Below are 23,919 nucleotides of genomic sequence, written 5' to 3'. Positions count from 1 at the left end.
ACATCCACCGGCGCCGAGCGTGGGGGTCTGGGCGCTCCGTCAGAGGGCCTTGAGCGGCGCGGTCACCAGCCTCATGGCCTCGGCATCGCTCGGATCGAGCCAGCGGATCTCGCGGGTCTGCGACATCGCCTCGATGACCTGCGACGATACGCCCATGCGTGTCATATAGCCGAGGATGGCGCCGGTCACGCGCTGGGTGTCGGCGACCGCGTCGGCGCCACGGGCCTCCGACGTGAAGCGGTGCACGCCGAGCGCCGAGCCATCGAGGCCATAGCGGGTCTGCCCGCCGGCAAAGGCGAACACGCAGGCGCTGGCGCAGAAGCCCGGACGGATGCGGCCGGAATTGTCGGCCACGCCGACGGCGGTGGCGAGTCCGTGAGCGCGGATGATCTCGCCCATCAGCACTCCCTGGTCGAGGTTGCCGCCGGGTGAGGACAGCAGGATCACGTCGCCCGGCTTGAGATGGGCCTCGCTGATCCGCTCGCGCAGCCAGCCGGCCGCCGCGGGTCCGATGTGGCCGCTGACGGCGAGCACGGCGCGCCTGTCGCCCAGCCCGGCAAGCACGGGGTCGGCGACCAGCGCCGCCGAAAGACTCGGCGAGATGTACTGATCCTTCCAGAACGACCAGGCGTCGGGTCGCGACAGGTCGCGGTAGGCGCGAATGCCCCCGCCGAGTAGGATTGCAACGAAGAAAATGACGGAAGCCAGCCGACGCCATCGGAACGCCGCAGGATAGCCGTCGGTCACTTGCTGGATTGGTTGGCGAGGAGGCGGAGCGGGGGCGACGTTCGCCGTGGTCCGCGGCGGCACGCGGGGGCCCGTCGGCGACTGCAGGAAGCGCGCGCCGTCGTGTTGTTCGTTCCCCGCTGACACGCGTCGATGCTCCCTCGCGGCGCTCGTGATGATCCGCCGCGACAACCTATATCGATCGACCGCGCGACACTATGGCGGCGCGGTCGCAAGCCGGGAGGATTTTGCAGGCCGCGCGCGAGCGCTCGTCAGCCTGCCCAGAGAAATGCCCTCGTCAGCGCAGCGCCGTCGCAGCCGCGCGCTTCGCCAGCGCCGCCTTGGCCGCGGCTGCCTTGGCGATCGCCTGCGTGCCATCCCAGCCGCCGGCGGGTGCCGGCACATTCACGGCGTCGTCGGGCTGCGGTTCGACCGTGAAGGTCTGGATCGCGAGCTTGGCCGCGGCGAGCGACTGGACATCGAGCCGCTTGGCGACATCGTCGCGCTTGCGCCCGGCATCGACGTCACCCTGCGCTGCGGCCAGGGTGAACCATTTGTAGGACTCGGCGAGGTTCTGTTCGACGCCGATGCCACGGGCATAGAGAATGCCGAGGTTGAACTGGCTGTCGGCGACGCCGCGCTCGGCGGCCTTGCGGAACCATTGCGAGGCGCTCTTGTAGTTCGCGCCCTTGCCGCCGCCGTCGGCATCCAGCACGGCGAGATTGTGCATCGCCTTGGCGCTGCCGCGCTCGGCGGCGACGACGTAGTAGCGGCGGGCGATGTCGGCGTCCTTCTTCACGCCGAGACCCTTCTCGTAGAAGGTGCCGAGACGGAAGACCGCCGGGATCAGCCCCGCCTGTGCCGCGCGGTCATACCACTTCGCGGCTTCCTCATAGTTCGCCGCGACACCCTTGCCCTCGGCAAAGCGCACGCCGACCTCGTAGGCGGCGGTCGGATCGCCCTTCAGAGCGGCGTTGCGCAGCGCCAGTCCGCCGACGGCATCAGGCAGCTTCTCGGAGGCGGGCACCTGCACCAGCCCGAGCTTCTGGCCGTTGGCGGCGGTTGGGATCGTGCCGGTGACATCAGTGGGGACGGCAGCGGGTACCGTGGCCGGCTTTTCGACGTCCTGCGGGATCGCGAGCATCGCGATCGTCTCCGCTTCGCTCGGCATGGCCCGGTTGTAGGACTGACGGTCGATCGGCGTCGGCGACGTCAACGACGGCACGCTCTGGTCGGGCGTCGTCGGCCGCGGCGACAGGCCCGGCGAGGCCGACGGCATTTGCGCCCGCGGCGCTTCGCCCTGGGTTTCCATCGGCGAGATCGGCGGCGGCGTGCTGCCGCTGTCGAGCAGCGACATCGCAAATTTGAAGGTGCCGAGCACGATCACCACGACGCTGGCACCGACCAGCAGCGAACGGATCTTCGACCCGATGGTCGAGACCTCCTCGTCACCCTCAGCTGTGAGAGCGAACGTCGGCTTGTCCTTGGGTTTGGCCTTGGGCTTGGCGACGTCGCTGGCGACTTCCTTGACGACGTCCTTGGGCGGCTCCTTGGCCTTCTCCTTCGGCTTGTCCTTCTTCGCCTTCTTGGCGTCAGCGGGCTGTGCGGCCGCCGCGGCCTGCGCCGCGCGGCGCGCAGCCGCGATGAAGCTCGACGTCGAGACCGGCTCCCGCTTGCCGGCGGGAAGCTCACTCAGGGCATCCTCGGACGCGGCGATCCGCTCCGCGGGCGATGCGGTCCGGCCAGGGGGACGGGTGCCCGGTTCGAGCGGATGATCCGGTGGCAGCTCGGGGACGATGACGGTCGCGCGGGGCGCCTGTGCCGCGTGCGGCTCCAGGATGTCGGCGATCGCTTTCGGCGGAATCGGCGGCGGCATGGTAGCCGCCGGCGCCTGAGCGGCGTGGAAGTCGCGCGAGGCGGCCGCGAACGCCTGTTGACCCGCGGCCGGAGCGACAATCTGTCCCGCTGGCTGCTCGGCCGCCGGATTGGGCAGCTCCGGCCGGTAGGCAGGCTCTGGCCTGGCCGGCTCGGCATGGGCCTGGGGCGCCGGCGCGCGTGCAGCCGGCATCGGCGACTCGATTGGCGGTGCCAGCGGCGGCAGCGCGGCCGGCGGGCCCGCGGTGGCGCGCACATTGCGCAGGTCGCCTTCGATCATGGCGAGGCGGTCGACGACGTGCCCCAGCGTGTTGTGGACGGCCTCGAGCGAGTCCTGGGTGTTGCGGTCGGTCTCGGTCTGGCTGAAGCGGATGTCGGACAGCTCGCGCTTGACCATGTCGATCAGGCCGCCGTCCTGCGACGTTTCGCGCTGCGACCGGCTCTCCGCCAGCGCTGCGAATGTCGCCTGCTGCCGTTCGAGATAGCGCAGGATGTCCTGCAGGCCGTCCTCGACGCGGGTCATGTTGCCGCCGCGCGGGTCGTTGGCGGCCTCGAGCCGCTCCAGCAGATAGCTGATCCGCTGTTCGAGATGGGTGATCGCCGATGAGCCGTCGTTGCCGACCTGCAGGCGGTCGATGCGGTCGGACAGGCCGCGCAGCGCGTCCTCGATCTGGGCGGTGTTGTCGCGCGCTGCCGGCGGCGGCTCGCGGCTCTCCAGCGTCGAGGTCAGCGCGGCGATGCGCTGTTCGAGCGCCGCAAAGGAATCATGGAACGACTCGTGATTGTCGCGCGCCTGCGTGACCTGGTCGACCTTCGACGACAGCTGCCGAAGATCGTCCGACAGCCGTTCCAGGGCGTCGTTGGAGGCGACATTGGCGACGATCGCACGCAGCGCCGCGATGGCGCTTTCGAGCTGCTGCACGGTGCCAGGGTCGTCATTGGCGCGCAGGATCAGGTCGAGCTTGGCGCCGAGATTGCGGATCGCCTCGTCATAGACGGCGAGCTGCTCGGCAGGCTTCAGCGAGCCGACGACCTCGCGGATGTCGGTCAGCGCGCGCTCGATCCCGGCCAGTGCCTGGCCGTCGACACCGGTGTTGCGGTTCTCGTCGATGCGGCGCGACAGCGAGCGAATCTCGTTCTCGATCGACTCGATCGCCCGGCGCGGCATCGCCTCGGTGATGGCGTGACGAATCTCGGAGAGCTCGTTGCGGAAGCCGGCGATCGACTGCTCGATGCCGTCGTCGGGGCGATGCAGCGCCTCGATCTGGCTCGTGATCTTCAGCAGATGGCGTTCGAGCAGTGAGAAATCGGGCGTGGGGGCGGCCGGTTGCGGCGGCGTCAGCGGCGCGCTGATCGGGGTCATCAACGGCGCTGCTGCGGATGCCATGGCAGGCGCGGTCGGCGGCGCCTGGTGCGGCGGCAGCGGGCGCGCATTGTCGAGCTCGCTCTGGCGGGCGCTGATCTCCGCGACGGCCACGTCGAACGAACCCGCGCTGAGCGGCTGGGCGGGCCGGTAGAGCTGCGCAGCGGCGCGCTCGACGCCGTCAGGACCACGATAGCGGTCTTCGGTGTCCGGCTTGCGCAGCGGCGTCGAGATCTGTGACAGGCGGGCGTCGAGCCGCGAGATCGCATCGTTCAGCTGACGCGCGACGCCCTGCTCGTCGCGTGGCGCATCCTTGCGCGCGACGGGGCGCGACATCTGCTCGATCTGCCGTGCGATGGAGTCGAGCCGCTGGTGGATGTCGGTCACCTCGCGGGCATCGCGGCTGACGGTCGGCGTGCTGCGCGGCGCGTGGCTGCCACGGAAGTCGGGCGGGGTAGATGCGCCGAGCGTGGAGTTGATCCAGTCGTTCAGCGTCATGCCGGCGCGTTGCGCCGCGGCCTCGGCCCTTTCACGGACGGACGGGTCGATGCCTTCATTACTCCACGGTACGCGCGAATTCATGTCTCGTCCGGTTCCGCTTCCAGCGCTCCACCAAGCGCCTCCAGCCTCTCCACGCGTCCCGGACATGAACATGAACGGGTCCGCGCAGATCGTCTGCTCCAGGTCCCGACTTTTGACTTTTACGGTAAATAACGCGTTAAGTTTACCGCCGGCGCGGTCAGAAGTTTTGCCCTATCGAACGGCGGGTATCAGCCGGCATTTTCACGCGATGATGGATCGAGCGATCGTGCGCTGCTGGCGCCGGATATCGTCGAGAGCGCGGTGATCGCTTCCTCGCACCATTCGGCCACCATGCGTTCGTGGCGCAGGCCGAGACGCAGGTTGAGGAGCTTGCCCATATCGGCCGGGGCCACGTTGCCGTCCGCATAATGCTTCTTGAGGATGCGATCGTAGCGCTCGGCGCGGTCGCGATGATGCTCGAGCCGCGCCATCAGGTCGGCCCGGATCGGCCCGATGTCGGCGGCGCCCAGTGCATAGAGCCGGACGAGAAGATCGTCCTTCGTCGAGGCCGGCGTGCTCGGCCGCGCCGCCCAGCTGCGAAACGCCGCGCGGCCCTCCGCGGTCAATGTGTAGACCAGCTTGTTGGGCTTGCCGGTCTGCACCACCTCGCGACCCTGGATGTAGCCGCGGTCGCGCAGCCGCGACAGCTCGCGGTAGATCTGCTGGTGGTCCGTCTTCCAGAAGAAGCCGATCGAGGAATCGAACGTCTTGGCGAGCTCGTAGCCCGTCATCGGATGTTCGGTGAGGCAGGCGAGGATGGCGTCGCCGAGGGCCATGGCCGGAAACTGCTCCCGTTTTTCTGATCGTGTTCTGCCCCGCTCCACGCTTGACATTATGCACATTGGCGCATATGCGTCAATGTGCATATGGGGTGGTTGTGGTGCTGGCCTGTTCCGCCCTGAGGAGACGCCCAATGACAATGACCGGCCTCGATGGATGGTACGGCTATATGAGGTCTCACGATCTCGGCGCGCTGCGGGAGCTGCTGCACCCGGACGCCGTGTTCGAGAGTCCCGTCGTGCATACGCCGCAGCGCGGCCGCGACATCACCTTCAAATATCTCGCGAGTGCTGAGAAAGTCTTAGGCGGTCCCGGATTCAAGTATGTCGGGGAGTGGCGTAACGCCACGGGCGCCGTGCTCGAATTCGAGAATGAGATCGAGGGCATCAAGCTCAACGGCGTCGACATCATCACCTTCGATGACGCCGGCCGCATTACCCATTTCAAGGTCATGGTGCGGCCGCTCAAGGCCATCAACCTGCTGCACCGCCTGATGGGCGAACAGCTGGCCGCGATGAGCAAGCCGTCGTGATGTGACCGACAGCCGCAAACGAATGGCTGCCGCAAGCTCTTAGAAGTCGCTACAGTCCGCGGCCAGCATTGCCTGCCGCGTCCGCACAATTTCAGTCTGAAACTTCAGCCTTCCTGCCGGAGACGCCGATGCCGATCTACAAAGCCCCCGTGGAAGATGTCACCTTCCTGCTCAACGACGTGTTCCAGATCGACCGCTACGACAATCTGCCGGGCTTCTCCGATGCCTCGGCCGATGTCCGCGAGGCGATCCTCGGCGAGGCCGCCAAGCTCGCCGAAGAGGTGCTGCACCCCCTGAATCGCGTGGGCGATCTCGAAGGCTGCAAGCGCCATGACGACGGCAGCGTGACCACGCCGAAGGGCTTCAAGGAGGCCTACAAGCAGATCGTCGAGGGCGGCTGGCTTGGCCTGTCGGCGCCGACCGAATATGGCGGGCAGGGCCTGCCGGTGACATTGAGCCAGACCGTCAACGAATTCCAGTGCTCTGCCAACATGGCGTTCTCGATGTATGGCGGCCTCACCATGGGCGCCACCGCCGCGCTGATCGTGCATGGCAATGAGGAGCAGAAGAAGACCTACGTGCCGAAGATGGTGGCGGGCGAGTGGACCGGCACCATGAACCTCACCGAGCCGCATTGCGGCACCGATCTCGGTCTCTTGCGCACCAAGGCGGTGCGCCAGCCCGACGGTAGCTTCAAGATCTCCGGCACCAAGATCTTCATCTCGGCCGGCGAGCATGACTTGGCTCCCAACATCATCCACCTCGTGCTCGCCCGCATCGAGGGCGCGCCGGCGGGCATCAAGGGCGTGTCGCTGTTCGTGGTGCCGAAATTCCTGGTCAATCCGGACGGCAGCGTGGGCGCGCGCAACGGCGTCAGCTGCGGCTCGATCGAGCACAAGATGGGCATCCACGGCAACTCGACCTGCGTGATGAACTACGACAACGCCACCGGCTGGCTGATCGGCGAAGAGAACAAGGGCATGCAGGGCATGTTCGTGATGATGAACGAGGCCCGGCTCGGCGTCGCCGTGCAGGGGCTCGCGCAGTCCGAGGTCGCCTATCAGAACGCGGTTGCCTATGCGCGCGAGCGCATCCAGGGCCGCTCGCTGACCGGCGCCAAGGCGCCGGACAAGGCGGCCGATCCGATCATCGTGCATCCCGACGTGCGCCGCACGCTCTTGTCGATCCGCGCCTTCAACGAGGCTGCGCGCGCCATGGTGGTGTGGACCTCGCTGAAGAGCGACGTCGCGCACCGCTCGCAGGATTCGAAGGATCGCCAGGCCGCCGACGACCATATGGGCCTGATGACTCCGGTCATGAAGGGCTACATGACCGACATGGGCTTCGCCAACGCGGTCCAGGCGCAGCAGATGTATGGCGGTCACGGCTACATCGCCGAGCACGGCATGGAGCAGTTCGTGCGCGATGCCCGCATCGCGATGATCTACGAAGGCGCCAACGGCATCCAGGCGCTGGATCTCGTCGGCCGCAAGCTGCCGCGCGACGGCGGCCGCGCCGTGATGGCGTTCTTCGCCGAGGTCGGCTCCTTCGCCAAGGAGCAGGGCGGCAATGATGCGATGAAGCCGTTCGTCGCTCCGTTGTCGACCGCGCTCGGCCATCTGCAGCAGGCCACGACCTGGCTGATGCAGAACGCGATGACCAAGCCGGACAATGCCGGCGCCGCCGCGACGGACTACATGCATCTCTTCGCGCTGGTCACCTTCGGCTACATGTGGGCGAAGATGGCCAAGGTCGCGCAGGACAAGATTGCGGCCGGCGACAGTTCGCCCTATCTGACCACGAAGCTGGTCACGGGCCGCTTCTTCATGGAGCGCGTGATCCCTGAGACGGCCGCGCATCTCGCCCGCCTGCAGGCCGGCTGTGCGACCGTGATGGAGCTGCCGGCGGAAGCCTTCTGATGCTGCGGCGGGAGCCGGTGCGCCGCTCGCGCGCCGGCTACCGTCGAACACCAACAACAACGAATCCGATCAGATGAGGAGGGCGTGATGCCTGAGGCCTTTATCTACGACCACGTGCGTACCCCCCGCGGCCGCGGCAAATCCGATGGCAGCCTGCATGAGGTGACCGCGCTCGCGCTCGCCACGGTGCCTTTGAAGGCGCTCAAGGACCGCAACAACATTCCCGAGGACGCGGTCGATGACGTCGTGCTCGGCGTGGTCGATCCGGTCGGCGAGGCCGGCTCGGACATCGCGCGTTTCGCCGCGCTGAATGCGGGTCTCGGCGACGCCGTCCCGGGCATTCAGATCAGCCGCTTCTGCGCCTCCGGCCTCGACGCCGTGAATTTCGCCGCCGCGCAGATCATGAGCGGCCAGCATGAGCTGGTCATCGGCGGCGGCGCGGAGTCGATGAGCCGCGTCGGCATCGGCGCCTCCGGCGGCGCCTGGCCGATGGACCCGTCGATGGCGGTGCCGGCCTACTTCATGCCGCAGGGTGTCTCCGCCGATCTGATCGCGACGAAGTACGGCTTCTCGCGCGACGACGTCGACGCCTACGCGGTGCAGAGCCAGCAGCGCGCGGCGAAGTCCTGGGAGGAAGGCCGCTTCGACAAGTCTGTCGTTCCGGTCAAGGACATCAACGGCCTGACCATCCTCGCCAAGGACGAGCACATGCGACCGTCGACGACGATGCAGTCGCTGGCGCAGCTGCAGCCGTCATTCGCGGCGATGGCGCAGATGGGCGGCTTCGATGCGGTGGCGATCCAGTCGCATCCGGAGATCGAGCGCGTCAACTACGTGCATCACGCCGGCAACTCCTCGGGCATCGTCGACGGCGCCGGTGCGGTGCTGCTCGGCAGCAAGGAGGCCGGGGCGAAGTATGGCATGAAGCCGCGCGCGAAAATCCGCGCCTTCGCCAATATTGGATCCGAGCCGGCGATGATGCTGACCGGCCCGGTCGACGTCACTGAGAAGCTGTTCGAGCGCTCCGGCATGAAGACCTCGGACATCGACCTGTTCGAGCTCAACGAGGCGTTCGCCTCGGTCGTGCTGCGCTACATGCAGGCGTTCGAGATCGACAAGGAGAGGATCAACGTCAATGGCGGCGCGATCGCGCTCGGCCATCCGCTCGGCGCCACTGGCGCGATGATCCTGGGCACCGTGCTCGACGAATTGGAGCGCACCGGCAAGGCCACCGCCCTGGTCACGCTGTGCATCGGCGGCGGCATGGGCACCGCGACCATCATCGAGCGGGTGTGACGAACCCCTAACGTAGGGTGGGCAAAGCGAAGCGTGCCCACCATCGTCTTCATCGACACCGTCGGTGGGCACGGCGCAAGGGCGCCTTTGCCCACCCTACGATCGCAGGATTTTTTGCCGCGCCGACCGGCTGCAGGCACGAGGGAGCACCACATGGCCTTCAAGAACTTCAAGCTCGAAACCGATGCCGACGGCATTGCGCTGATCACCTGGGACATTCCGGGACGTTCGATGAACGTGCTGGACGAGACCTCGGCGATCGAACTCGAGACCATCGTCAAGGAGACCACTGCTGACGCCGCCATCAAGGGCGTCGTCATCACCTCGGCCAAGGAGGCGTTCTGCGCCGGCGCCGACCTGTCCATGCTCGAGGGCATGAACCGCACCTATGCCGAGGTGCTGAAGGGCAAGGGCGAGGAAGCCGCCAACCAGATGCTGTTCGACAACAGCCGGCGCTTCTCGCAGATCTACCGGGCGATGGAGACCTCCGGCAAGCCGTGGGTCGCCGCGATCAACGGCCTCGCGCTCGGCGGCGGCTTCGAGCTGACCTTGGCCTGCCATCACCGCGTCGCGGCCGAGAACCCGAAGACCCGTCTCGGCCTGCCCGAGATCAAGGTCGGCCTGTTCCCCGGCGCCGGCGGCACCCAGCGCGTGCCGCGCATCGTGCAGCCGCAGGACGCGATGAACCTGCTGTTGAAGGGCGAGGCGCTGACGCTCGACAAGGCCAAGGCGCTGAAGCTGGTCGACGCCATCGTTCCGGCGGCTGACCTCATCAAGGCCGCCAAGGACTGGATCAAGGGCGGCGGCAAGGCCGTTCAGCCGTGGGACGAGAAGGGCTTCAAGCTGCCCGGCGGCCCGGTGTTCTCGAAGAACGGCATGATGATGTTCCCGGCCGGCAACGCCATCTACCGCCGCGAGACCTACGACAACTATCCGGCCGCGCGCGCGATCATGAGCTGCGTCTATGAGGGCCTGCAGTTGCCGATCGACGCCGCGCTGCGCGTCGAGTCGCGCTACTTCGCCCACATCCTGCGCTCCAAGGAAGCCGCAGCGATGATCCGCAGCCTGTTCCTGTCGATGCAGGAATTGAACAAGGGCGCGCGTCGTCCGGCCGACGTGCCGCCAAGCAAGCTGAAGAAGATCGCCGTGATCGGCGCCGGCTTCATGGGCGCATCCGTCGGCTACGTCTCGGCGCGCGGTGGCCTCGAGGTCGTGCTGATCGACCGCGACCAGGAGAGCGCCGACAAGGGCAAGGCGCATGCGCAGAGCGTGGTCGATGGTCTGGTCAAGAAGGGCCGCGCCAAGCCGGGCGAGGCGGAGGCGATCATGGGCCGCATCACCGCGACCGCCGACTACGCCGCGCTGAAGGATTGCGACCTGGTCATCGAGGCCGTGTTCGAGGACCGCAAGGTCAAGGCCGAGACCTACGCCAAGGCGCAGCAGCATCTGAAGGACGGCGCGATCTTCGCCTCCAACACCTCGACCTTGCCGATCACCTCGCTGGCCGAGGAGTTCAAGGACCAGGGCCGCTTCATCGGCATTCACTTCTTCTCGCCGGTCGAGAAGATGATGCTGGTCGAGATCATCATGGGCAAGGCCACCGGCGACGTCGCGCTCGCGACCGCGCTGGACTATGTCCGCACCATCGGCAAGACGCCCATCGTGGTCAACGACTCCCGCGGCTTCTTCGCCAACCGCTGCGTGATGCGCTACATCGCCGAGGGCAACGAGATGTTCCTCGAAGGCGTGCCGCCGGCGATGATCGAGAACGCGGCCAAGATGGCCGGCATGCCGGTTGGTCCGCTGTCGCTGTCGGACGAGGTCGCGCTCGATCTCGGCCTCAAGATCATGAAGGCGACCGAGCACGATCTCGGACCCAACGCGATCAACCAGGACCACAAGAAGCTGATGGTCGAGCTGGTCGAGAAGCAGGGTCGCTTCGGCCGCAAGAACGCCAAGGGCTTTTACGACTATCCCGAGAAGGGCAAGGGTCAGAAGAGCCTGTGGCCGGATCTCGCCAAGCTCCAGCCCAAGCATCTCGATCCCGACACGCTGGACGTCGAGGAGCTGAAGCAGCGCTTCCTGGTGGTGCAGGCGGTGGAGGCTGCGCGCACCGTCGAGGACCACGTCATCACCGACGTGCGCGAGGCCGATGTCGGCTCGATCCTCGGTTTCGGCTTCGCGCCGTTCACCGGCGGCACGCTGTCCTACATCGACTTCATGGGCACCAAGAAGTTCGTCGAGCTGTGCCACAAGTTCACAGAGAAGTACGGCTCGCGCTTCGCCCCGCCGAAGCTGCTGGAAGAGATGGCCGCCAAGGGCGAAACCTTCTACGGCCGCTTCCCGCCGAAGAAGGCGGCGGCTTGACGATTGCGGGCTGCCTGATGAGTCTCGATAGCACCGCATCGACGGTGCGCTCTCCTCCCCGCAAGGGGGAGGGGAGCTCACCGGCTTCGTGGCATCGCAATCGCTTCGGTAAGAAGCAATCGCTCACCCCGCCTTCATCAGCCCTTCCTTGGTCAGCGCCTCCTGCACCTTCGGCCGCGCGGCGACGCGGTTCTTGTAGGCCACCAGATTCGGCATCGCCGACAGGTCGAACTTCATCCGGTCCGCCCAGGTCAGGATGGTGAACAGATAGCCGTCGGCGACCGTGAACTGCTGGCCCATCAGATAGTCGTGGCCGGCAAGCTGGCCGTCGATATATTTGAACTTGCCGATCACGCGGTCCTTGAAGAACGCCTTGGCGTCGTCGGCGAGCACCGGCGAGAACATCGGGCTGAAATTCTTGTGCAGCTCCGAGGTGATGAAGTTCAGCCACTCCAAGAGCTTGTAGCGCTCGCCGCTGTCGCGCGCCGGGGCGAGGTTCTTGGTCGCCGCCCGGTCGGCGATCATCTGGACGATGACCGGGCCTTCGGTCACGATCTCGCCGCTCGGCAACCCGAGCGCCGGCACCTGGCCCTTCGGATTGACCTTGAGGTAATCGTCGCCATTTTCCAGGGTCTTGGCGCGCAGATCGACCTTGACGAGATCGTAGGGCAGGCCGGCCTCGAGCAGGGCGATGTGGGGCGAGAGCGAGCAGGCGCCGGGTGAATAATAAAGCTTCATTGGGTATTCCCTCCGTGAGACCATCGTCGTGGTTGGAACCGATCGCGGCGTCACACCCGCCCTTACATGCACTTGCATGGAATAGTCAAGATTGATGCAGGTGCATCGAATGCGCTAGAACGAGGACCTGAAGGATACGAGCCGGCCCATGAAACGCAAACCATCGACCGAGGCGACCGCCGCCTGGATCCGCCTGATGCGGGTCCAGAGCCGGGTGCTGGACTGCGTCGAGCAGGAGCTGAAGAAGGCCGGTTTTCCGCCGCTCGCCTGGTATGATGCGCTGCTGGAGCTGTCCCGGGCCCCCGCGGGCGAGCTGCGCCCGGTCGAGCTCGAGCGGCAGATGCTGATCCCGCAATATTCCACTTCCCGGCTGATCGACCGGCTGGTCGAAGAAGGTCTGGTCGTCCGGCGCGAATGCAAGATGGACAAGCGCGGCCAGTTCGTCGAGATCACCGAGGCCGGACGCGAGCTGCAGAAGCGGATGTGGTCGGCCTATTCCGCCGCGATCGAGAAGCATGTCGGCTCCAAGCTGTCGGATACCGACGCCGCCAAGCTTTGCATGCTGCTGGATCGGCTTGGCTGCTCCTGTGGTCAGGCCGCTCCGTTGGCGGCTGGAGAGGGCGCGGCGACCCGATGAAGCATCCGTTCCCATTCACATCCGCGGCCCCCTGGGGTCCGCGGCCTTTCCTGTCACCACGCGCGACCCTCGAAGCGCTTCTGAACCGAGACTCCCATGGCGCGTGACCAGATCGATATGACCCCGCTGCAGTCGCGCGACGAGCTGGTGGCGTGGCTCGCGGCCGGCGTGAAGCCGCCGTCCGCCTTCCGCATCGGGACCGAGCACGAGAAGACGCCGTTCACGCTCGACGGTCACCGCCCGGTCCCTTACGAGGGTGCGCGCGGCATCGGCGCGCTGCTCGAAGGCATGAAGCTCCTGCTCGGCTGGGAGCCGATCATGGAGCGCGGCAACATCATCGGGCTCTATGATGTCACCGGCGGCGGCGCCATCTCGCTGGAGCCGGGCGGCCAGTTCGAGCTGTCGGGCGCGCCGGTCGAGACCGTGCACCAGACCCATGCGGAACTAATGGCGCATCTGGCGCAGGTACGCGAGATCGCAACTCCGCTCGGCATCGGCTTTCTCGGCTTGGGCATGACGCCGTCCTGGTCGCGCGCCGAAATTCCCCTGATGCCCAAGGGCCGCTACAAGATCATGACCAGCTACATGCCGAAGGTCGGCCGTTACGGCCTCGACATGATGTACCGGACCTGCACCGTTCAGACCAATCTCGACTTCTCCTCCGAAGCCGACATGGTCAAGAAGCTCAGGGTCTCGGTGGCGCTGCAGCCGATCGCGACCGCACTGTTCGCCAATTCGCCATTCACCGAAGGCAAGCCGAACGGCTTCCTGTCGTTCCGCTCCGAGATCTGGCGCGACACTGACAATCAGCGCTCGGGCATGATCCCGTGGGCGTTCGAGGACGGCATGGGCTTCGAGCGCTGGGTCGACTACGCGCTCGATGTTCCCATGTATTTCGTGAAACGCGAGGAGACCTATATCGACGTCTCCGGCACCTCGTTCCGCGACTTCTTCGAAGGCAAGAACCCGGCGATGCCGGGCGAGCGTCCGACGCTGTCGGATTGGGCCAATCACCTCTCGACGATCTTCCCGGAGGTGCGCCTGAAGCGCTATCTGGAAATGCGCGGTGCCGACGGTGTGCCGTGGGGCCGGCTGCCGGCGCTGCCGGCGTTCTGGGTCGGCCTGCTCTACGACGACGTCAGCCTCGACGCGGCCTGGGACCTGGTCAAGACCTGGACCGCGTTCGAGCGCCAGAACCTGCGCGACGACGTGCCGCGCCTCGGCTTCAAGGCGCGTATTCGCAATCGCTACGTGTTCGAGATCGCCAAGGAATGCCTCACCCTGGCGCATCTCGGCCTGCGCCGGCGCGGCCGCATCGACCATCTCGGCCGCGACGAGAGCCGCTATCTCGAGCCGCTCGACCAGATCATCGATTGCGGCCGCTCGCCGGCCGAGGAGATGCTGGAGAAGTTCGACGGCCCGTGGGGCGGCTCGGTCGAGCCGGCCTACGACGAATATGCGTTCTGATCGGAACGGCTGAGCCTGCGACCGTCGCAGGTTCGCTGCGCCGCCTGCTCCACGTTGAGGCGGCTGGCGGCTTGGGTCCGCTGTTTTTTGTTGCGATTTGTGTCCCAGGTTCGATTCAGCGCCTGGGCGCCGCTGCGTTGCCTTCCGCTGCTCCCACCGGTCCGAGCCGTTCATCCGCCATACAGGTTCGTGGCGATCAAATGACTGCCTAAAAACTCGCAAGAAAACTCGAACACTAACAATGGGTCGGATGGTTCAGCGGCGGCGCGTGGGGCGCTTCATCGGGGCATGGCTGAGGGCACTGGCGTGCCTGTTCGCGGCTGTGTGCCTGACGCCGGCTTCAGCCCAGACCTATTCCGATCGCCCCGGCGGCGACTATATGAGCGCGCCGATCACCTCCGGCGACCCGGCCGATTGCGCGCTGCTGTGCGAGCACGACCGGCGGTGCCGCGCCTGGAGCTTCAACTATCCGACCGTGATGGAAGCGGGTGCGGTGTGCTGGCTCAAGAACAGCGTGCCGGCGCGCGTGCCGGACAATTGCTGCGTTTCCGGCGTGCGTGGCGCGGGCGTCGTCGAGATCCGCAACGATGCGGTCGAGACGTCGATCGACCGTCCCGGCGGCGACTACCGCAGCTTCGACATCAAGACCACCGATCTGAAGGGCGGCGACAAGGCCGAGAAGGCCGCCGACAAGGGCGACAAGAGCAGCGGTGACAAGGCGGCGGACAAGAAGGAAGAGAAGGCCGCCGACGCCGAGGAGATCTGCAAGGCCGCCTGCACCGGCGACAACAAATGCCGGGCCTGGACCTTCTCGCGGCCCGGCTATGCCGGCAAGGAGGCGCATTGCTTCCTGAAGAAGGAGATCAAGCCGCCGCGGCGCCGCGCGGGGTTCACGTCAGGCGTGGTGCGATAGCGCGGGGCGACGAGGGCCGCTATTTTGCGGGCCGGCTATAGGACGGCAAACAAAGATGCCTGCGTCCCTGTCGTTTCACGTGTTGGTCCAACAATGTTAGTCTTCCGCGACGATCACGGTGATCTCAGGCCACAGTGCCTTCCAACGTTCCGCCTTGGCGATGTAGTTCGTCGCCGAGAAATTGGCCGTGTGGTTCGGCCGCACGATCATCTGCGCGATGTCACCGAGGCCCTTGGGCGCATAGAGCTCATATCCATCGGCGGCGGGGCGGAGCCCGACCTGCGTGTTGACGGTGAGAAACCGGTCGATTCCATCGGTTGATCGCGACACGGCGGAGTAGGGACGACCGTGCTTGGCGGGATACCAGAGATGGACGCGGGCCTGGTTGCGCACCTCCACCTTGGCTTCGATGTCATGGAGGCAGGATGTGATGCGCCGGATGACGGCGTCCTCAGCATCCCACGACGTATCCGGATCGAAATAGAAGATGTCGTAGTCGTTGATGCCGTGATCGATCGGACGGCCGGTCCGCACGTTCCAGACGCTCTGAGTCAGGCAGCCGGCGACGACCCAGGCATCGGGCACGGCCGTTTCACGCAGCACGCGCATGATCGCGGTGTTGACGGGGTTGCGCAGCGCGGCTGCGATGAAATCGTCTTTGGTCATGATGGTCGAAGGCATCAGAACATGGGTGCCGTCGACACGTTCAATACACGAGATGGAGAACGGCGTGCAGCCCGTTTCAGCCGCGATCGAACACGGCTACGGCTCTCCTTGACGCCAGGGCCCGCCACTGCCGGCGCAACAGCGGCTCTGCGTCGGCGCGCTTCGCCTTCGACAGGCGCAGCAACACGATCGGATAGTCGCGGTAGTGATCGGTGAAATAGAACAGCTTTGGGCGCGTCTCGACCAGCATCGCGCGTTCATCCAGCAGTACGCCGGGCAGGACGAGGCTGTCCCCGTCCTCCTTCAGCCGCGCCAGCATCTTCTTGCGCACCTTCAGCGCGGGCGTCCCGTAGGACGTGCCGTCCTCGACCTCCGGCCATGTCAGCGCAAGCGCCCTGACATCGTCGAAGGTCACGGCCGCGATCCGCTCAGCGCACCGCGGTGAAGAAGCGATCCAGCCGGAAGCCCGACAGCCAGGCCCAGACCGGCTGGTTCTTGAAGCCGAGGTCCCAGGAGCCGACCACCGCATCGGCGCGGCCCACGAGGTTGTCGATCGGCAGCAAGCCAACGCCGCCGTCGCGCAAGGCAACGCGGCTGTCGGCGGAGTTGTCTCTGTTATCGCCGAGCACGAACAGCTTGCCGGGCGGAACGGTCACCTCCGGGGTGTTGTCGAGCCGGCCGTTGTCGCGCATCTTGAAGATCAAATGCGACACGCCGTTCGGCAGCGTCTCGACGTAACGATAGGCCGGCTCGTTACGGCCGGTGTCGTCCTCGGCATCGCCGATGCCGTCCGGCTTCAGCGCGGCTGCCTGGCCGTTGATGTAGAGCTGGCCCTGGCGCATCTGGATGCGGTCGCCGGGCAGGCCGACGACGCGCTTGACCCAGGCCTGTGAGGTGTCGCCGGGCCAGCGGAACACGACGACGTCGCCCCGCTTCGGCGTTTCGCCGAACAGGCGGCCGGTCTCGGGCAGCGTGATCTGCATCGGCAGCGACGAGGTGCCGTACCCATAGGGGAATTTCGACGCCAGCAGGGCGTCGCCGATCATCAGGGTCGGCTCCATCGAGCCGGACGGCACGTAGAACGGCTCGGCGATCGCGCCCTTGGCGACGAACACCACCATCACCACGGCGGCGAGTTGCGCAAGCTGACCGCCCCAAGTGGTTTCCTTACGCACGGCCTTGGTTCCGATCTTGCTCGTGGACATCTTGTCGAGGCTCATCGGCCCGTGCCTCCAACGGTGATGCGATCCATGCGAAGCGTCGGCTGACCGACGCCGACCGGCACGCCCTGGCCGTTCTTGCCGCAGGTGCCGATGCCGGTATCGAGCGACAGATCGTTGCCGATCATGCTGATGCGGTTCAAATCCGTCGGGCCGTTGCCGATCAGCATCGCGCCCTTCACCGGCGCACCGACCTTGCCGTTCTCGATCCTGTAGGCCTCGGTGCACTGGAAGACGTATTTGCCCGAGGTGATGTCGACCTGGCCGCCGCCGAAATTGACGGCATAGATGCCGTTCTTGACGGATGCGATGATTTCGGCCGGGTCGTGCTCGCCGGCCAGCATGTAGGTGTTGGTCATGCGCGGCATCGGCACATGTGCGTAGCCCTGGCGGCGGCCGTTGCCGGTCGGCGCCATGTTCATCAGCCGCGCGTTCTGGCGGTCCTGCATGTAGCCGACGAGAATGCCGTCCTCGATCAGCAAGGTACGGCTGGTCGGCGTGCCCTCGTCGTCGATCGACAGCGAGCCGCGGCGCGAGGCCATGGTGCCGTCATCGACCACGGTGACGCCCTTGGCGGCGACCGGCTTGCCCAGCAGTCCGGCAAAGGCCGAGGTCTTCTTGCGGTTGAAGTCGCCCTCGAGGCCGTGGCCGACGGCCTCGTGCAGCATCACGCCGGGCCAGCCGGCCCCTAACACGACGTCCATCTCGCCGGCGGGGGCGGGGACAGACTCCAGGTTGACCAGCGCCTCGCGCAGCGCGCCGTCGGCGGCCTCGCGCCACGCCTTGGTCTCGATGAAGCGCGCATAGGCCTCGCGGCCGCCATAGCCCTTGCCGCCGCTCTCCTGGCGATCACCCTGGCCGGCGACGACGGAGATGTTCACGCGCACCAGCGGGCGGATGTCGCGATAGCTCTCGCCGTCGGGCCGCAGGATCTCCACGACCTGCCAGGTCGCGCCCAGGCTCACCGTCACCTGGCGCACGCGCGGATCCTTGTCGCGCAGATACGCGTCGATCTCGCCGAGCAGCTTGACCTTGGTTTCGAAGCCCGGGGCGTCCAGCGGATTGTCGTCGCCATAGAGCCGGACGTTGGTGTGCGGCGGTGCGCTCGCGAACGTGCCGGAATAGCCGCCCCTGACCGCGCTCACCGCATCGGCGGCGCGCATCAGGGCCGGCAGCGACACGTCGGAGGAATGGGCATAGCCGACCGCGTCGTCCTTCACCGCGCGCAGGCCGAAACCCTGGCTGGTGTCGTAGGTCGCCTGCTTCAGCCGGCCATTGTCGAAGGTCAGCGCCTCGGTCTGGCTGTATTCGAAGAACAATTCGCCGTCATCGGCGCCGGCCAGGCCGCGCGCGACCTCGCTCCGGACCGCATCGCGATCCAGATTGGCGCGCTCGAGCAGGGAAGTGGTGGGAGCAGTCATGTTTCAATCCGTTGTCGGAGCGTTCATTCCAAGATAGTTGTTTTGACGCCGGGGCGCGAGGGGCTGGATGATTACCGAACTGACATGGTTGAGATCGTTCCCATCACGTCCGCTCACATCGAGAGCTTCCACCGCACGCTCGATCGTGTCGCGCGCGAGCGGCGCTATTTGTCGTTCGTGCAGGCGCCGCCGCTGGAGTCCACGCGCGCCTTCATTCTGAACAACATCCACGAGGGATATCCGCAATTCGTCGCTCTCTCGGCCGGGGAGGTGGTCGGCTGGTGCGATGTGACGCCCAAATCGGGGCCAATCGATGCCCGGATCGGGGTGCTCGGCATGGGCTTAATGCCGCAGTTCCGGCACCAGGGCCTCGGCAGGCGACTGATGGCGGCGGCGCTCGAGGCCGCGCGGGCGGCCGGCTTCTCGCGTGTCGAGCTCACGGTTTATCGCAGCAACACCAACGCTATCCGGCTGTACCAGAAGGCCGGATTCCTGCTCAAGGCGGTGCAGCCGCGGGAGCCCGGCGATGACGGGTTCGACAAGACCCTGCTGGTGATGGCGCTGGCGCTCGACGGCCCGCGCTGAGGCCGCGGCGCGCGCATACAGACGCGCGAACTCACGGCTCGATCACGGCATCGTGCGCGGGAGGGGCCTGTCAATCGTGGCCAACGTCAGGGCAGCTTGTCGAAGCCTTCGGCGAGTCCGTTGAGGCTCAGCGGGAAGCCGATCCCTTCCTCCGGCGTCTCGAAGATGATGAAGGTCGCGGTCTTCGCCGTCTTGAGCTGGCCGAGCAGCTTGTCCTCCAGCACCACCTCGGCGACGCAGCCATTGGGCAGGCAGCGCACGAAGCCGGCGCGGCCGACGTCCTGGTTGTCGAGCTTCAGGCCGAGGCCGGAGGGCAGCAGCACGCCCAGCGGCGCCACCACGCGCATCAGCCGGCTCTTCTGGTCGGCGGTCTTCAGCATGATCACGGTGAGGCCGGCATTGGAGCGGTCCTCGGCCACGACGCTCTGGATCAGCGCGCACTGCTCGCTCTGCGCGCCCGGCGGCGTGTCGCAGCGGATCTGCCAGTCGCCATGCACCGAGCGCACCGCGCCCTGCGCCAACGCCGCGTGCGGCGCGCCGATCACCGTCGCGGCCATCAGCGCGATCGCCGTTGCTGCGGCGGAGGCCATTGCGGCGACACGCGTGAGTCGCGCGCGCACCGCGCTGAATCGGTACAAACGGCGCGAGTCATTCGCAGCTGGGGTCGACATGTCAGCTGTCCTGTCCGTTGAAACCCTGATCCGGGTCGGTGCCATGACAATTTCCTGTGGGTGATCTGCGCGTCCGACGCCATGATACGGCAATGATGGCGTCTTGAGGACAGCGTCACCGGCGTAAGGCACGAAACGATACCAAATATGGCCGCACCCCAGTGGGCGCTGCCGCAGCGCCTCGCCGAATCAGCCTCGCAAACGGCCGTGTCCCGTTTGCCTACATCGCGCCGCACGCCTGTCAAGCGCCCGTTGCCCGCGAAATCACGGCATGCGGCAATCTCCCGGAAAATACGCCTGTCGCAACGAACAGCGCGGCGCGCGATATCCGGCGCAAGACTGCATTGCGATAGATCAAGAATTATGGTTTGAGAAGAAAGATTTCGTCATTCCAGTGAACTGGCCCAGGTGCTTTTCTATGCATCCGCCCGAAGGCCATTTGTCAGGAGAGCGGATCGAACGGCGCGCCGCCGCGTGAAGCGGGCGGTGCGCTGAGGGGGAAAGTTCTGAAGGGAGCGCGACGGCATGAAGATGTCGAAAGGCCAATTGAGCGCCTTGCTGGGATTGGCTGTAACGGGCATGACGCTCGTGTCGGGTGGAGCGGCGTTTGCTGAAACGGGGCAGCCGGCGCCATGGGAAGTCAAGCTGCAGGAGGCTGCGACGCCGGTGATGGAGAACATCACCTGGTTCCACGGTCTGCTGCTGACGATCATCACCATCATCACGCTGTTCGTGCTGGCGCTGCTGATCGCCGTGGTGGTCAAGTTCAACGCGCGCGCCAATCCGGTGCCGTCGCGGACCACCCACAACACGCTGCTCGAAGTGGCGTGGACGCTGATCCCGGTGCTGATCCTCGTCACCATTGCGGTGCCGTCGTTCCGCCTCTTGTTCCTCGAGCTCGACGTGCCGAAGGCCGACCTGACCATCAAGGCGACCGGCAAGCAGTGGTACTGGAGCTACGCCTATCCCGACAACGGCAAGTTCGAGTTCGACTCGCTGATGGCGCAGGACAAGAAGCCGCGCCTGCTGGCGGTCGACAATGAGATGGTCGTGCCGGTCAACAAGGTGATTCGCGTCCAGACCACCGGCGCCGACGTCATCCACTCCTTCGCCGTGCCGTCCTTCGGCATCAAGATCGACGCCATTCCCGGCCGCCTCAACGAGACCTGGTTCAAGGCGACCAAGGTCGGCATGTATTACGGCCAGTGCTCCGAGCTGTGCGGCAAGGATCACGCCTACATGCCGATCGCGGTGCGCGTCGTGAGCGACCAGGAATTCACCGCCTGGGTCGAGGACGCCAAGAAGAAGTACGCCAGCGCGCCCGCGAGCACCTACGCGTCGGCTGCGGGCATATCGCAGTAGCGCGCGGGGACGAGCGCTTAGGATTGAGGGCCGCCTCGCGCGGCCTACGGGGACACTGAGGATTGGACAATGGCGACGAACGCGACGACCCTGACCGGCCATGACGATCACGCGCACGACCATCCGACCGGATGGCGCCGCTGGATCTATTCGACCAACCACAAAGACATCGGCACGATGTATCTGATCTTCGCGGTGTGCGCCGGCATCATCGGCCTCGTCATGTCGGTCGCGATCCGCATCGAGCTGATGTATCCGGGCGTGCAGTTCTTTCACGAGAACCACACCTACAACGTGTTCGTGACCTCGCACGGCCTGATCATGATCTTCTTCATGGTCATGCCGGCGATGATCGGCGGCTTCGGCAACTGGATGGTGCCGCTGATGATCGGTGCGCCGGACATGGCGTTCCCGCGCATGAACAACATCTCGTTCTGGCTGCTGCCGGCCTCGTTCGCGCTGCTGCTGACCTCGACCTTCGTCGAGGGCGAGCCCGGCGCCAACGGCGTCGGCGCCGGCTGGACGATGTATGTGCCGTTGTCGACCTCGGGTCATCCGGGACCGGCGGTGGATTTCGCGATCCTGTCGCTGCATCTCGCCGGTGCGTCGTCGATCCTCGGCTCGATCAACTTCATCACCACGATCTTCAACATGCGTGCGCCGGGCATGACCCTGCACAAGATGCCGCTGTTCGTGTGGTCGATCCTGGTGACGGTGTTCCTGTTGCTGCTGTCGCTGCCGGTGCTCGCCGGCGCCATCACCATGATGCTGACCGACCGCAATTTCGGCACCACCTTCTTCGATCCGGCCGGCGGCGGCGACCCGCTGCTGTTCCAGCATCTGTTCTGGTTCTTCGGCCATCCGGAAGTGTACATCCTGATCCTGCCCGGCTTCGGCATGATCAGCCAGATCGTGTCGACCTTCTCGCGCAAGCCCGTGTTCGGCTATCTCGGCATGGCCTACGCCATGGTCGCGATCGGCGGCATCGGCTTCGTGGTGTGGGCGCACCACATGTACACGGTCGGCATGTCCTCGGCGACGCAGGCCTATTTCGTCGCCGCCACCATGGTGATCGCGGTGCCCACCGGCGTGAAGATCTTCTCCTGGATCGCCACGATGTGGGGCGGCTCGATCGAATTCCGCGCGCCGATGCTGTGGGCGGTGGGCTTCATCTTCCTGTTCACGGTCGGCGGCGTCACCGGCGTCGTGCTGGCGAATGCCGGCGTCGACCGCGTGCTGCAGGACACCTATTACGTCGTCGCGCACTTCCACTACGTGCTGTCGCTCGGCGCGGTATTCGCCATCTTCGCGGGCTGGTACTACTGGTTCCCGAAGATGTTCGGCTACATGTACAACGAGACCATCGCCAAGGCGCACTTCTGGGTGACCTTCGTCGGCGTCAACCTGGTGTTCTTCCCGCAGCACTTCCTCGGCCTGTCGGGCATGCCGCGCCGCTACATCGACTATCCCGATGCCTATGCCGGCTGGAATCTGGTGTCGTCGATCGGCTCCTACATCTCGGCCTTCGGCGTGCTGATCTTCATCTACGGGGTCGTCGACGCCTTCATGCGCAAGCAGCAGGCGGCGAACAATCCGTGGGGACCGGGCGCGACGACCTTGGAATGGACCCTGTCCTCGCCGCCGCCGTTCCACCAGTTCGAGGTGCTGCCGAAGGTGCAGTAAGCCCGATCTCTCCGACGCGGCGCCCATCCGGCGCCGCGTCGATATCCGCCGGTGGTGCGCCCGATGGTTTGCCGGATGGAGTCTTGAATCGAGGTTCTGGCGCGCCCTGCGTCAGAGCCGTTTGAATTGAAGCCTGTGAATTGAAGTCTGGATTCGTCGTGTCGGTCATCGATCAGAACGCCATTGCCGTCGGCCCGCGGATTTCCGAGGCCGATGTCGGCGATTATCTCGCGCTCCTGAAGCCGCGGGTGATGTCGCTCGTGATCTTCACGGCGTTGATCGGCCTGCTGATCGCCCCGGGCCATTTCCACCCGGTGCTCGCCATCACCTCGCTGCTGTGCATCGCGGTCGGGGCCGGGGCCTCCGGGGCGCTGAACATGGCGCTGGAAGGCGACATCGACTCGCTGATGTCGCGCACCGCCAACCGCCCGATCCCGCGCGGCCGCGTCACCCGCCAGGAGGCCCTCGCCTTCGGCATCACGCTGTCGTTCTTCTCGGTGCTGACGCTGGGCATCCTCGTCAACTGGTTCGCCGGCGCGCTGCTCGCCGTCACCATCTTCTTCTACGTCGTCATCTACACGCTGTGGCTGAAGCGCTGGACCGCGCAGAACATCGTCATTGGCGGCGCCGCCGGCGCCCTGCCGCCGGTGGTCGCCTGGGTGTCGGCCACCGGATCGATCGCGCCGGAGCCGCTCTGGCTGTTCCTGATCATCTTCTTCTGGACCCCGCCGCATTTCTGGGCGCTGGCACTGTTCCGCAGCGACGATTACGCCCGCGCCGGCGTGCCGATGCTGCCGGTGGTCGCCGGCCCCGATGCGACCCGGCTGCAGATCCTGCTCTACACGATCGTGCTGGTGGCGGTCGCGCTGGCGCCCTGGCCGCTCGGCTATTTCGATGCCGTCTACGGCGTCGTCTCGCTGGCGCTCGGCGCCGGCATGCTATGGCTCGCGATCGAGGTGTTCCGCAAGCGCGAGCGCAGCACCTCGCTGCGCGCCAACCGCAAGTTGTTCGCCTTCTCGATCCTTTACCTGTTCGCGCTGTTCGCGACGCTCGGGCTCGAAGCGGTCGCGCGCATGATCGCGCCGCTGATCTGGTAAGAGGCGCGAGACTGGAAAA

20 protein-coding genes are annotated in these 23,919 nt (G+C 66.1%); 11 read left to right on the top strand and 9 right to left on the bottom strand.

Features of this window, described 5'->3' with window-relative positions; all coding sequences use genetic code 11:
• Positions 1–39: 39 nt before the first annotated feature.
• The 3 genes from QX126_RS26660 to QX126_RS26650 form a co-directional block, all read right to left on the bottom strand.
• Positions 40–873 (bottom strand): hypothetical protein, encoded by an 834-nt coding sequence (locus tag QX126_RS26660; protein ID WP_315784787.1) that lies wholly within the window; start codon positions 871–873, stop codon positions 40–42.
• Between the two features lie 151 nt (positions 874–1,024).
• Positions 1,025–4,546, bottom strand: coding sequence for a hypothetical protein (locus QX126_RS26655; RefSeq protein WP_315784784.1), 3,522 nt, complete (start codon positions 4,544–4,546; stop codon positions 1,025–1,027).
• A gap of 188 nt (positions 4,547–4,734) precedes the next feature.
• Positions 4,735–5,322, bottom strand: coding sequence for a PadR family transcriptional regulator (locus QX126_RS26650; RefSeq protein WP_315757610.1), 588 nt, complete (start codon positions 5,320–5,322; stop codon positions 4,735–4,737).
• A gap of 137 nt (positions 5,323–5,459) precedes the next feature.
• On the opposite strand from QX126_RS26650, the gene QX126_RS26645 reads away from it, so the two are divergent.
• From QX126_RS26645 to QX126_RS26630, 4 genes are all read left to right on the top strand, one after another.
• The gene (locus tag QX126_RS26645; protein WP_315735843.1) at positions 5,460–5,858 is read left to right on the top strand and encodes a nuclear transport factor 2 family protein; all 399 of its coding nucleotides are present in this window, start codon (positions 5,460–5,462) and stop codon (positions 5,856–5,858) included.
• 128 nt (positions 5,859–5,986) lie between these two features.
• Positions 5,987–7,777: an acyl-CoA dehydrogenase C-terminal domain-containing protein gene (locus QX126_RS26640; RefSeq protein WP_315784782.1), complete on the top strand. Its 1,791-nt coding sequence runs from the start codon at positions 5,987–5,989 to the stop codon at positions 7,775–7,777.
• A gap of 87 nt (positions 7,778–7,864) precedes the next feature.
• Positions 7,865–9,073, top strand: a complete 1,209-nt coding sequence (locus QX126_RS26635; RefSeq protein ID WP_315784779.1) for an acetyl-CoA C-acetyltransferase — start codon at positions 7,865–7,867, stop codon at positions 9,071–9,073.
• 153 nt (positions 9,074–9,226) lie between these two features.
• Complete coding sequence (locus QX126_RS26630) at positions 9,227–11,440, top strand: 3-hydroxyacyl-CoA dehydrogenase NAD-binding domain-containing protein (RefSeq protein WP_315778361.1); 2,214 nt, start codon at positions 9,227–9,229, stop codon at positions 11,438–11,440.
• 123 nt (positions 11,441–11,563) lie between these two features.
• On the opposite strand, the gene gstA is transcribed toward QX126_RS26630, so the two are convergent.
• Positions 11,564–12,178, bottom strand: a complete 615-nt coding sequence (gstA, locus tag QX126_RS26625) for a glutathione transferase GstA (protein ID WP_315784776.1) — start codon at positions 12,176–12,178, stop codon at positions 11,564–11,566.
• 148 nt (positions 12,179–12,326) lie between these two features.
• Between gstA and QX126_RS26620 the strand changes: the two genes are divergently transcribed.
• The 3 genes from QX126_RS26620 to QX126_RS26610 all read left to right on the top strand — a co-directional run bounded on the left by QX126_RS26620 (position 12,327) and on the right by QX126_RS26610 (position 15,195).
• On the top strand, positions 12,327–12,815 hold the full coding sequence (locus QX126_RS26620) for a helix-turn-helix domain-containing protein (protein ID WP_315735855.1): 489 nt from the start codon (positions 12,327–12,329) through the stop codon (positions 12,813–12,815).
• Positions 12,816–12,911: 96 nt separating this feature from the next.
• The gene (locus QX126_RS26615) at positions 12,912–14,282 is read left to right on the top strand and encodes a glutamate--cysteine ligase (RefSeq protein WP_315784773.1); all 1,371 of its coding nucleotides are present in this window, start codon (positions 12,912–12,914) and stop codon (positions 14,280–14,282) included.
• 250 nt (positions 14,283–14,532) lie between these two features.
• Complete coding sequence (locus QX126_RS26610) at positions 14,533–15,195, top strand: PAN domain-containing protein (RefSeq protein ID WP_315784842.1); 663 nt, start codon at positions 14,533–14,535, stop codon at positions 15,193–15,195.
• Positions 15,196–15,291: 96 nt separating this feature from the next.
• On the opposite strand, the gene QX126_RS26605 is transcribed toward QX126_RS26610, so the two are convergent.
• From QX126_RS26605 to tldD, 4 genes are all read right to left on the bottom strand, one after another.
• Positions 15,292–15,861: a nucleotidyltransferase family protein gene (locus QX126_RS26605; protein ID WP_315778357.1), complete on the bottom strand. Its 570-nt coding sequence runs from the start codon at positions 15,859–15,861 to the stop codon at positions 15,292–15,294.
• 76 nt (positions 15,862–15,937) lie between these two features.
• Positions 15,938–16,276, bottom strand: a complete 339-nt coding sequence (locus QX126_RS26600; protein ID WP_315778356.1) for an MmcQ/YjbR family DNA-binding protein — start codon at positions 16,274–16,276, stop codon at positions 15,938–15,940.
• Between the two features lie 13 nt (positions 16,277–16,289).
• Positions 16,290–17,081 carry a signal peptidase I gene (gene lepB / locus QX126_RS26595; protein WP_315757600.1) on the bottom strand — a complete coding sequence of 264 codons (792 nt, stop codon included), beginning with the start codon at positions 17,079–17,081 and terminating at the stop codon, positions 16,290–16,292.
• Positions 17,078–18,502 (bottom strand): metalloprotease TldD, encoded by a 1,425-nt coding sequence (gene tldD / locus QX126_RS26590; RefSeq protein WP_315735865.1) that lies wholly within the window; start codon positions 18,500–18,502, stop codon positions 17,078–17,080. The genes lepB and tldD overlap by 4 nt, the downstream gene beginning before the upstream one ends.
• An 84-nt stretch (positions 18,503–18,586) precedes the next feature.
• Here tldD and QX126_RS26585 point away from each other — a divergent pair, with 84 nt between their 5' ends.
• Positions 18,587–19,087, top strand: a complete 501-nt coding sequence (locus QX126_RS26585; RefSeq protein ID WP_315784839.1) for a GNAT family N-acetyltransferase — start codon at positions 18,587–18,589, stop codon at positions 19,085–19,087.
• An 86-nt stretch (positions 19,088–19,173) separates the two neighbouring features.
• Here the strand turns inward: QX126_RS26585 and QX126_RS26580 are convergent, their stop codons facing one another.
• Complete coding sequence (locus QX126_RS26580; protein WP_315784767.1) at positions 19,174–19,803, bottom strand: invasion associated locus B family protein; 630 nt, start codon at positions 19,801–19,803, stop codon at positions 19,174–19,176.
• Positions 19,804–20,283: 480 nt separating this feature from the next.
• On the opposite strand from QX126_RS26580, the gene coxB reads away from it, so the two are divergent.
• From coxB to QX126_RS26565, 3 genes are all read left to right on the top strand, one after another.
• On the top strand, positions 20,284–21,120 hold the full coding sequence (coxB, locus tag QX126_RS26575) for a cytochrome c oxidase subunit II (protein WP_315784764.1): 837 nt from the start codon (positions 20,284–20,286) through the stop codon (positions 21,118–21,120).
• A 69-nt stretch (positions 21,121–21,189) separates the two neighbouring features.
• On the top strand, positions 21,190–22,803 hold the full coding sequence (gene ctaD / locus QX126_RS26570) for a cytochrome c oxidase subunit I (protein ID WP_315735873.1): 1,614 nt from the start codon (positions 21,190–21,192) through the stop codon (positions 22,801–22,803).
• A gap of 158 nt (positions 22,804–22,961) precedes the next feature.
• On the top strand, positions 22,962–23,900 hold the full coding sequence (locus QX126_RS26565; RefSeq protein WP_315784761.1) for a heme o synthase: 939 nt from the start codon (positions 22,962–22,964) through the stop codon (positions 23,898–23,900).
• The last annotated feature ends 19 nt before the right edge of the window (positions 23,901–23,919 follow it).

Origin of the sequence: Bradyrhizobium sp. SZCCHNPS1003 (assembly GCF_032381555.1) — a bacterium.
Taxonomy (GTDB): domain Bacteria; phylum Pseudomonadota; class Alphaproteobacteria; order Rhizobiales; family Xanthobacteraceae; genus Bradyrhizobium.
The sequence above is the reverse complement of the archived record's forward strand: the minus strand, read 5'-3'. Positions and strand labels throughout refer to the sequence as shown.

Bases quoted from the DNA above. Each gene is read 5' to 3' on its own strand.
- QX126_RS26655 (WP_315784784.1), bottom strand. From the start codon at position 4,546: ATGAATTCGCGCGTACCGTGGAGTAATGAAGGCATCGACCCGTCCGTC.
- QX126_RS26650 (WP_315757610.1), bottom strand. From the start codon at position 5,322: ATGGCCCTCGGCGACGCCATCCTCGCCTGCCTCACCGAACATCCGATG.
- QX126_RS26645 (WP_315735843.1), top strand. From the start codon at position 5,460: ATGACAATGACCGGCCTCGATGGATGGTACGGCTATATGAGGTCTCAC.
- QX126_RS26640 (WP_315784782.1), top strand. From the start codon at position 5,987: ATGCCGATCTACAAAGCCCCCGTGGAAGATGTCACCTTCCTGCTCAAC.
- QX126_RS26635 (WP_315784779.1), top strand. From the start codon at position 7,865: ATGCCTGAGGCCTTTATCTACGACCACGTGCGTACCCCCCGCGGCCGC.
- QX126_RS26630 (WP_315778361.1), top strand. From the start codon at position 9,227: ATGGCCTTCAAGAACTTCAAGCTCGAAACCGATGCCGACGGCATTGCG.
- gstA (WP_315784776.1), bottom strand. From the start codon at position 12,178: ATGAAGCTTTATTATTCACCCGGCGCCTGCTCGCTCTCGCCCCACATC.
- QX126_RS26620 (WP_315735855.1), top strand. From the start codon at position 12,327: ATGAAACGCAAACCATCGACCGAGGCGACCGCCGCCTGGATCCGCCTG.
- QX126_RS26615 (WP_315784773.1), top strand. From the start codon at position 12,912: ATGGCGCGTGACCAGATCGATATGACCCCGCTGCAGTCGCGCGACGAG.
- QX126_RS26610 (WP_315784842.1), top strand. From the start codon at position 14,533: ATGGTTCAGCGGCGGCGCGTGGGGCGCTTCATCGGGGCATGGCTGAGG.
- QX126_RS26605 (WP_315778357.1), bottom strand. From the start codon at position 15,861: ATGACCAAAGACGATTTCATCGCAGCCGCGCTGCGCAACCCCGTCAAC.
- lepB (WP_315757600.1), bottom strand. From the start codon at position 17,081: ATGAGCCTCGACAAGATGTCCACGAGCAAGATCGGAACCAAGGCCGTG.
- tldD (WP_315735865.1), bottom strand. From the start codon at position 18,502: ATGACTGCTCCCACCACTTCCCTGCTCGAGCGCGCCAATCTGGATCGC.
- QX126_RS26585 (WP_315784839.1), top strand. From the start codon at position 18,587: ATGGTTGAGATCGTTCCCATCACGTCCGCTCACATCGAGAGCTTCCAC.
- QX126_RS26580 (WP_315784767.1), bottom strand. From the start codon at position 19,803: ATGGCACCGACCCGGATCAGGGTTTCAACGGACAGGACAGCTGACATG.
- coxB (WP_315784764.1), top strand. From the start codon at position 20,284: ATGAAGATGTCGAAAGGCCAATTGAGCGCCTTGCTGGGATTGGCTGTA.
- ctaD (WP_315735873.1), top strand. From the start codon at position 21,190: ATGGCGACGAACGCGACGACCCTGACCGGCCATGACGATCACGCGCAC.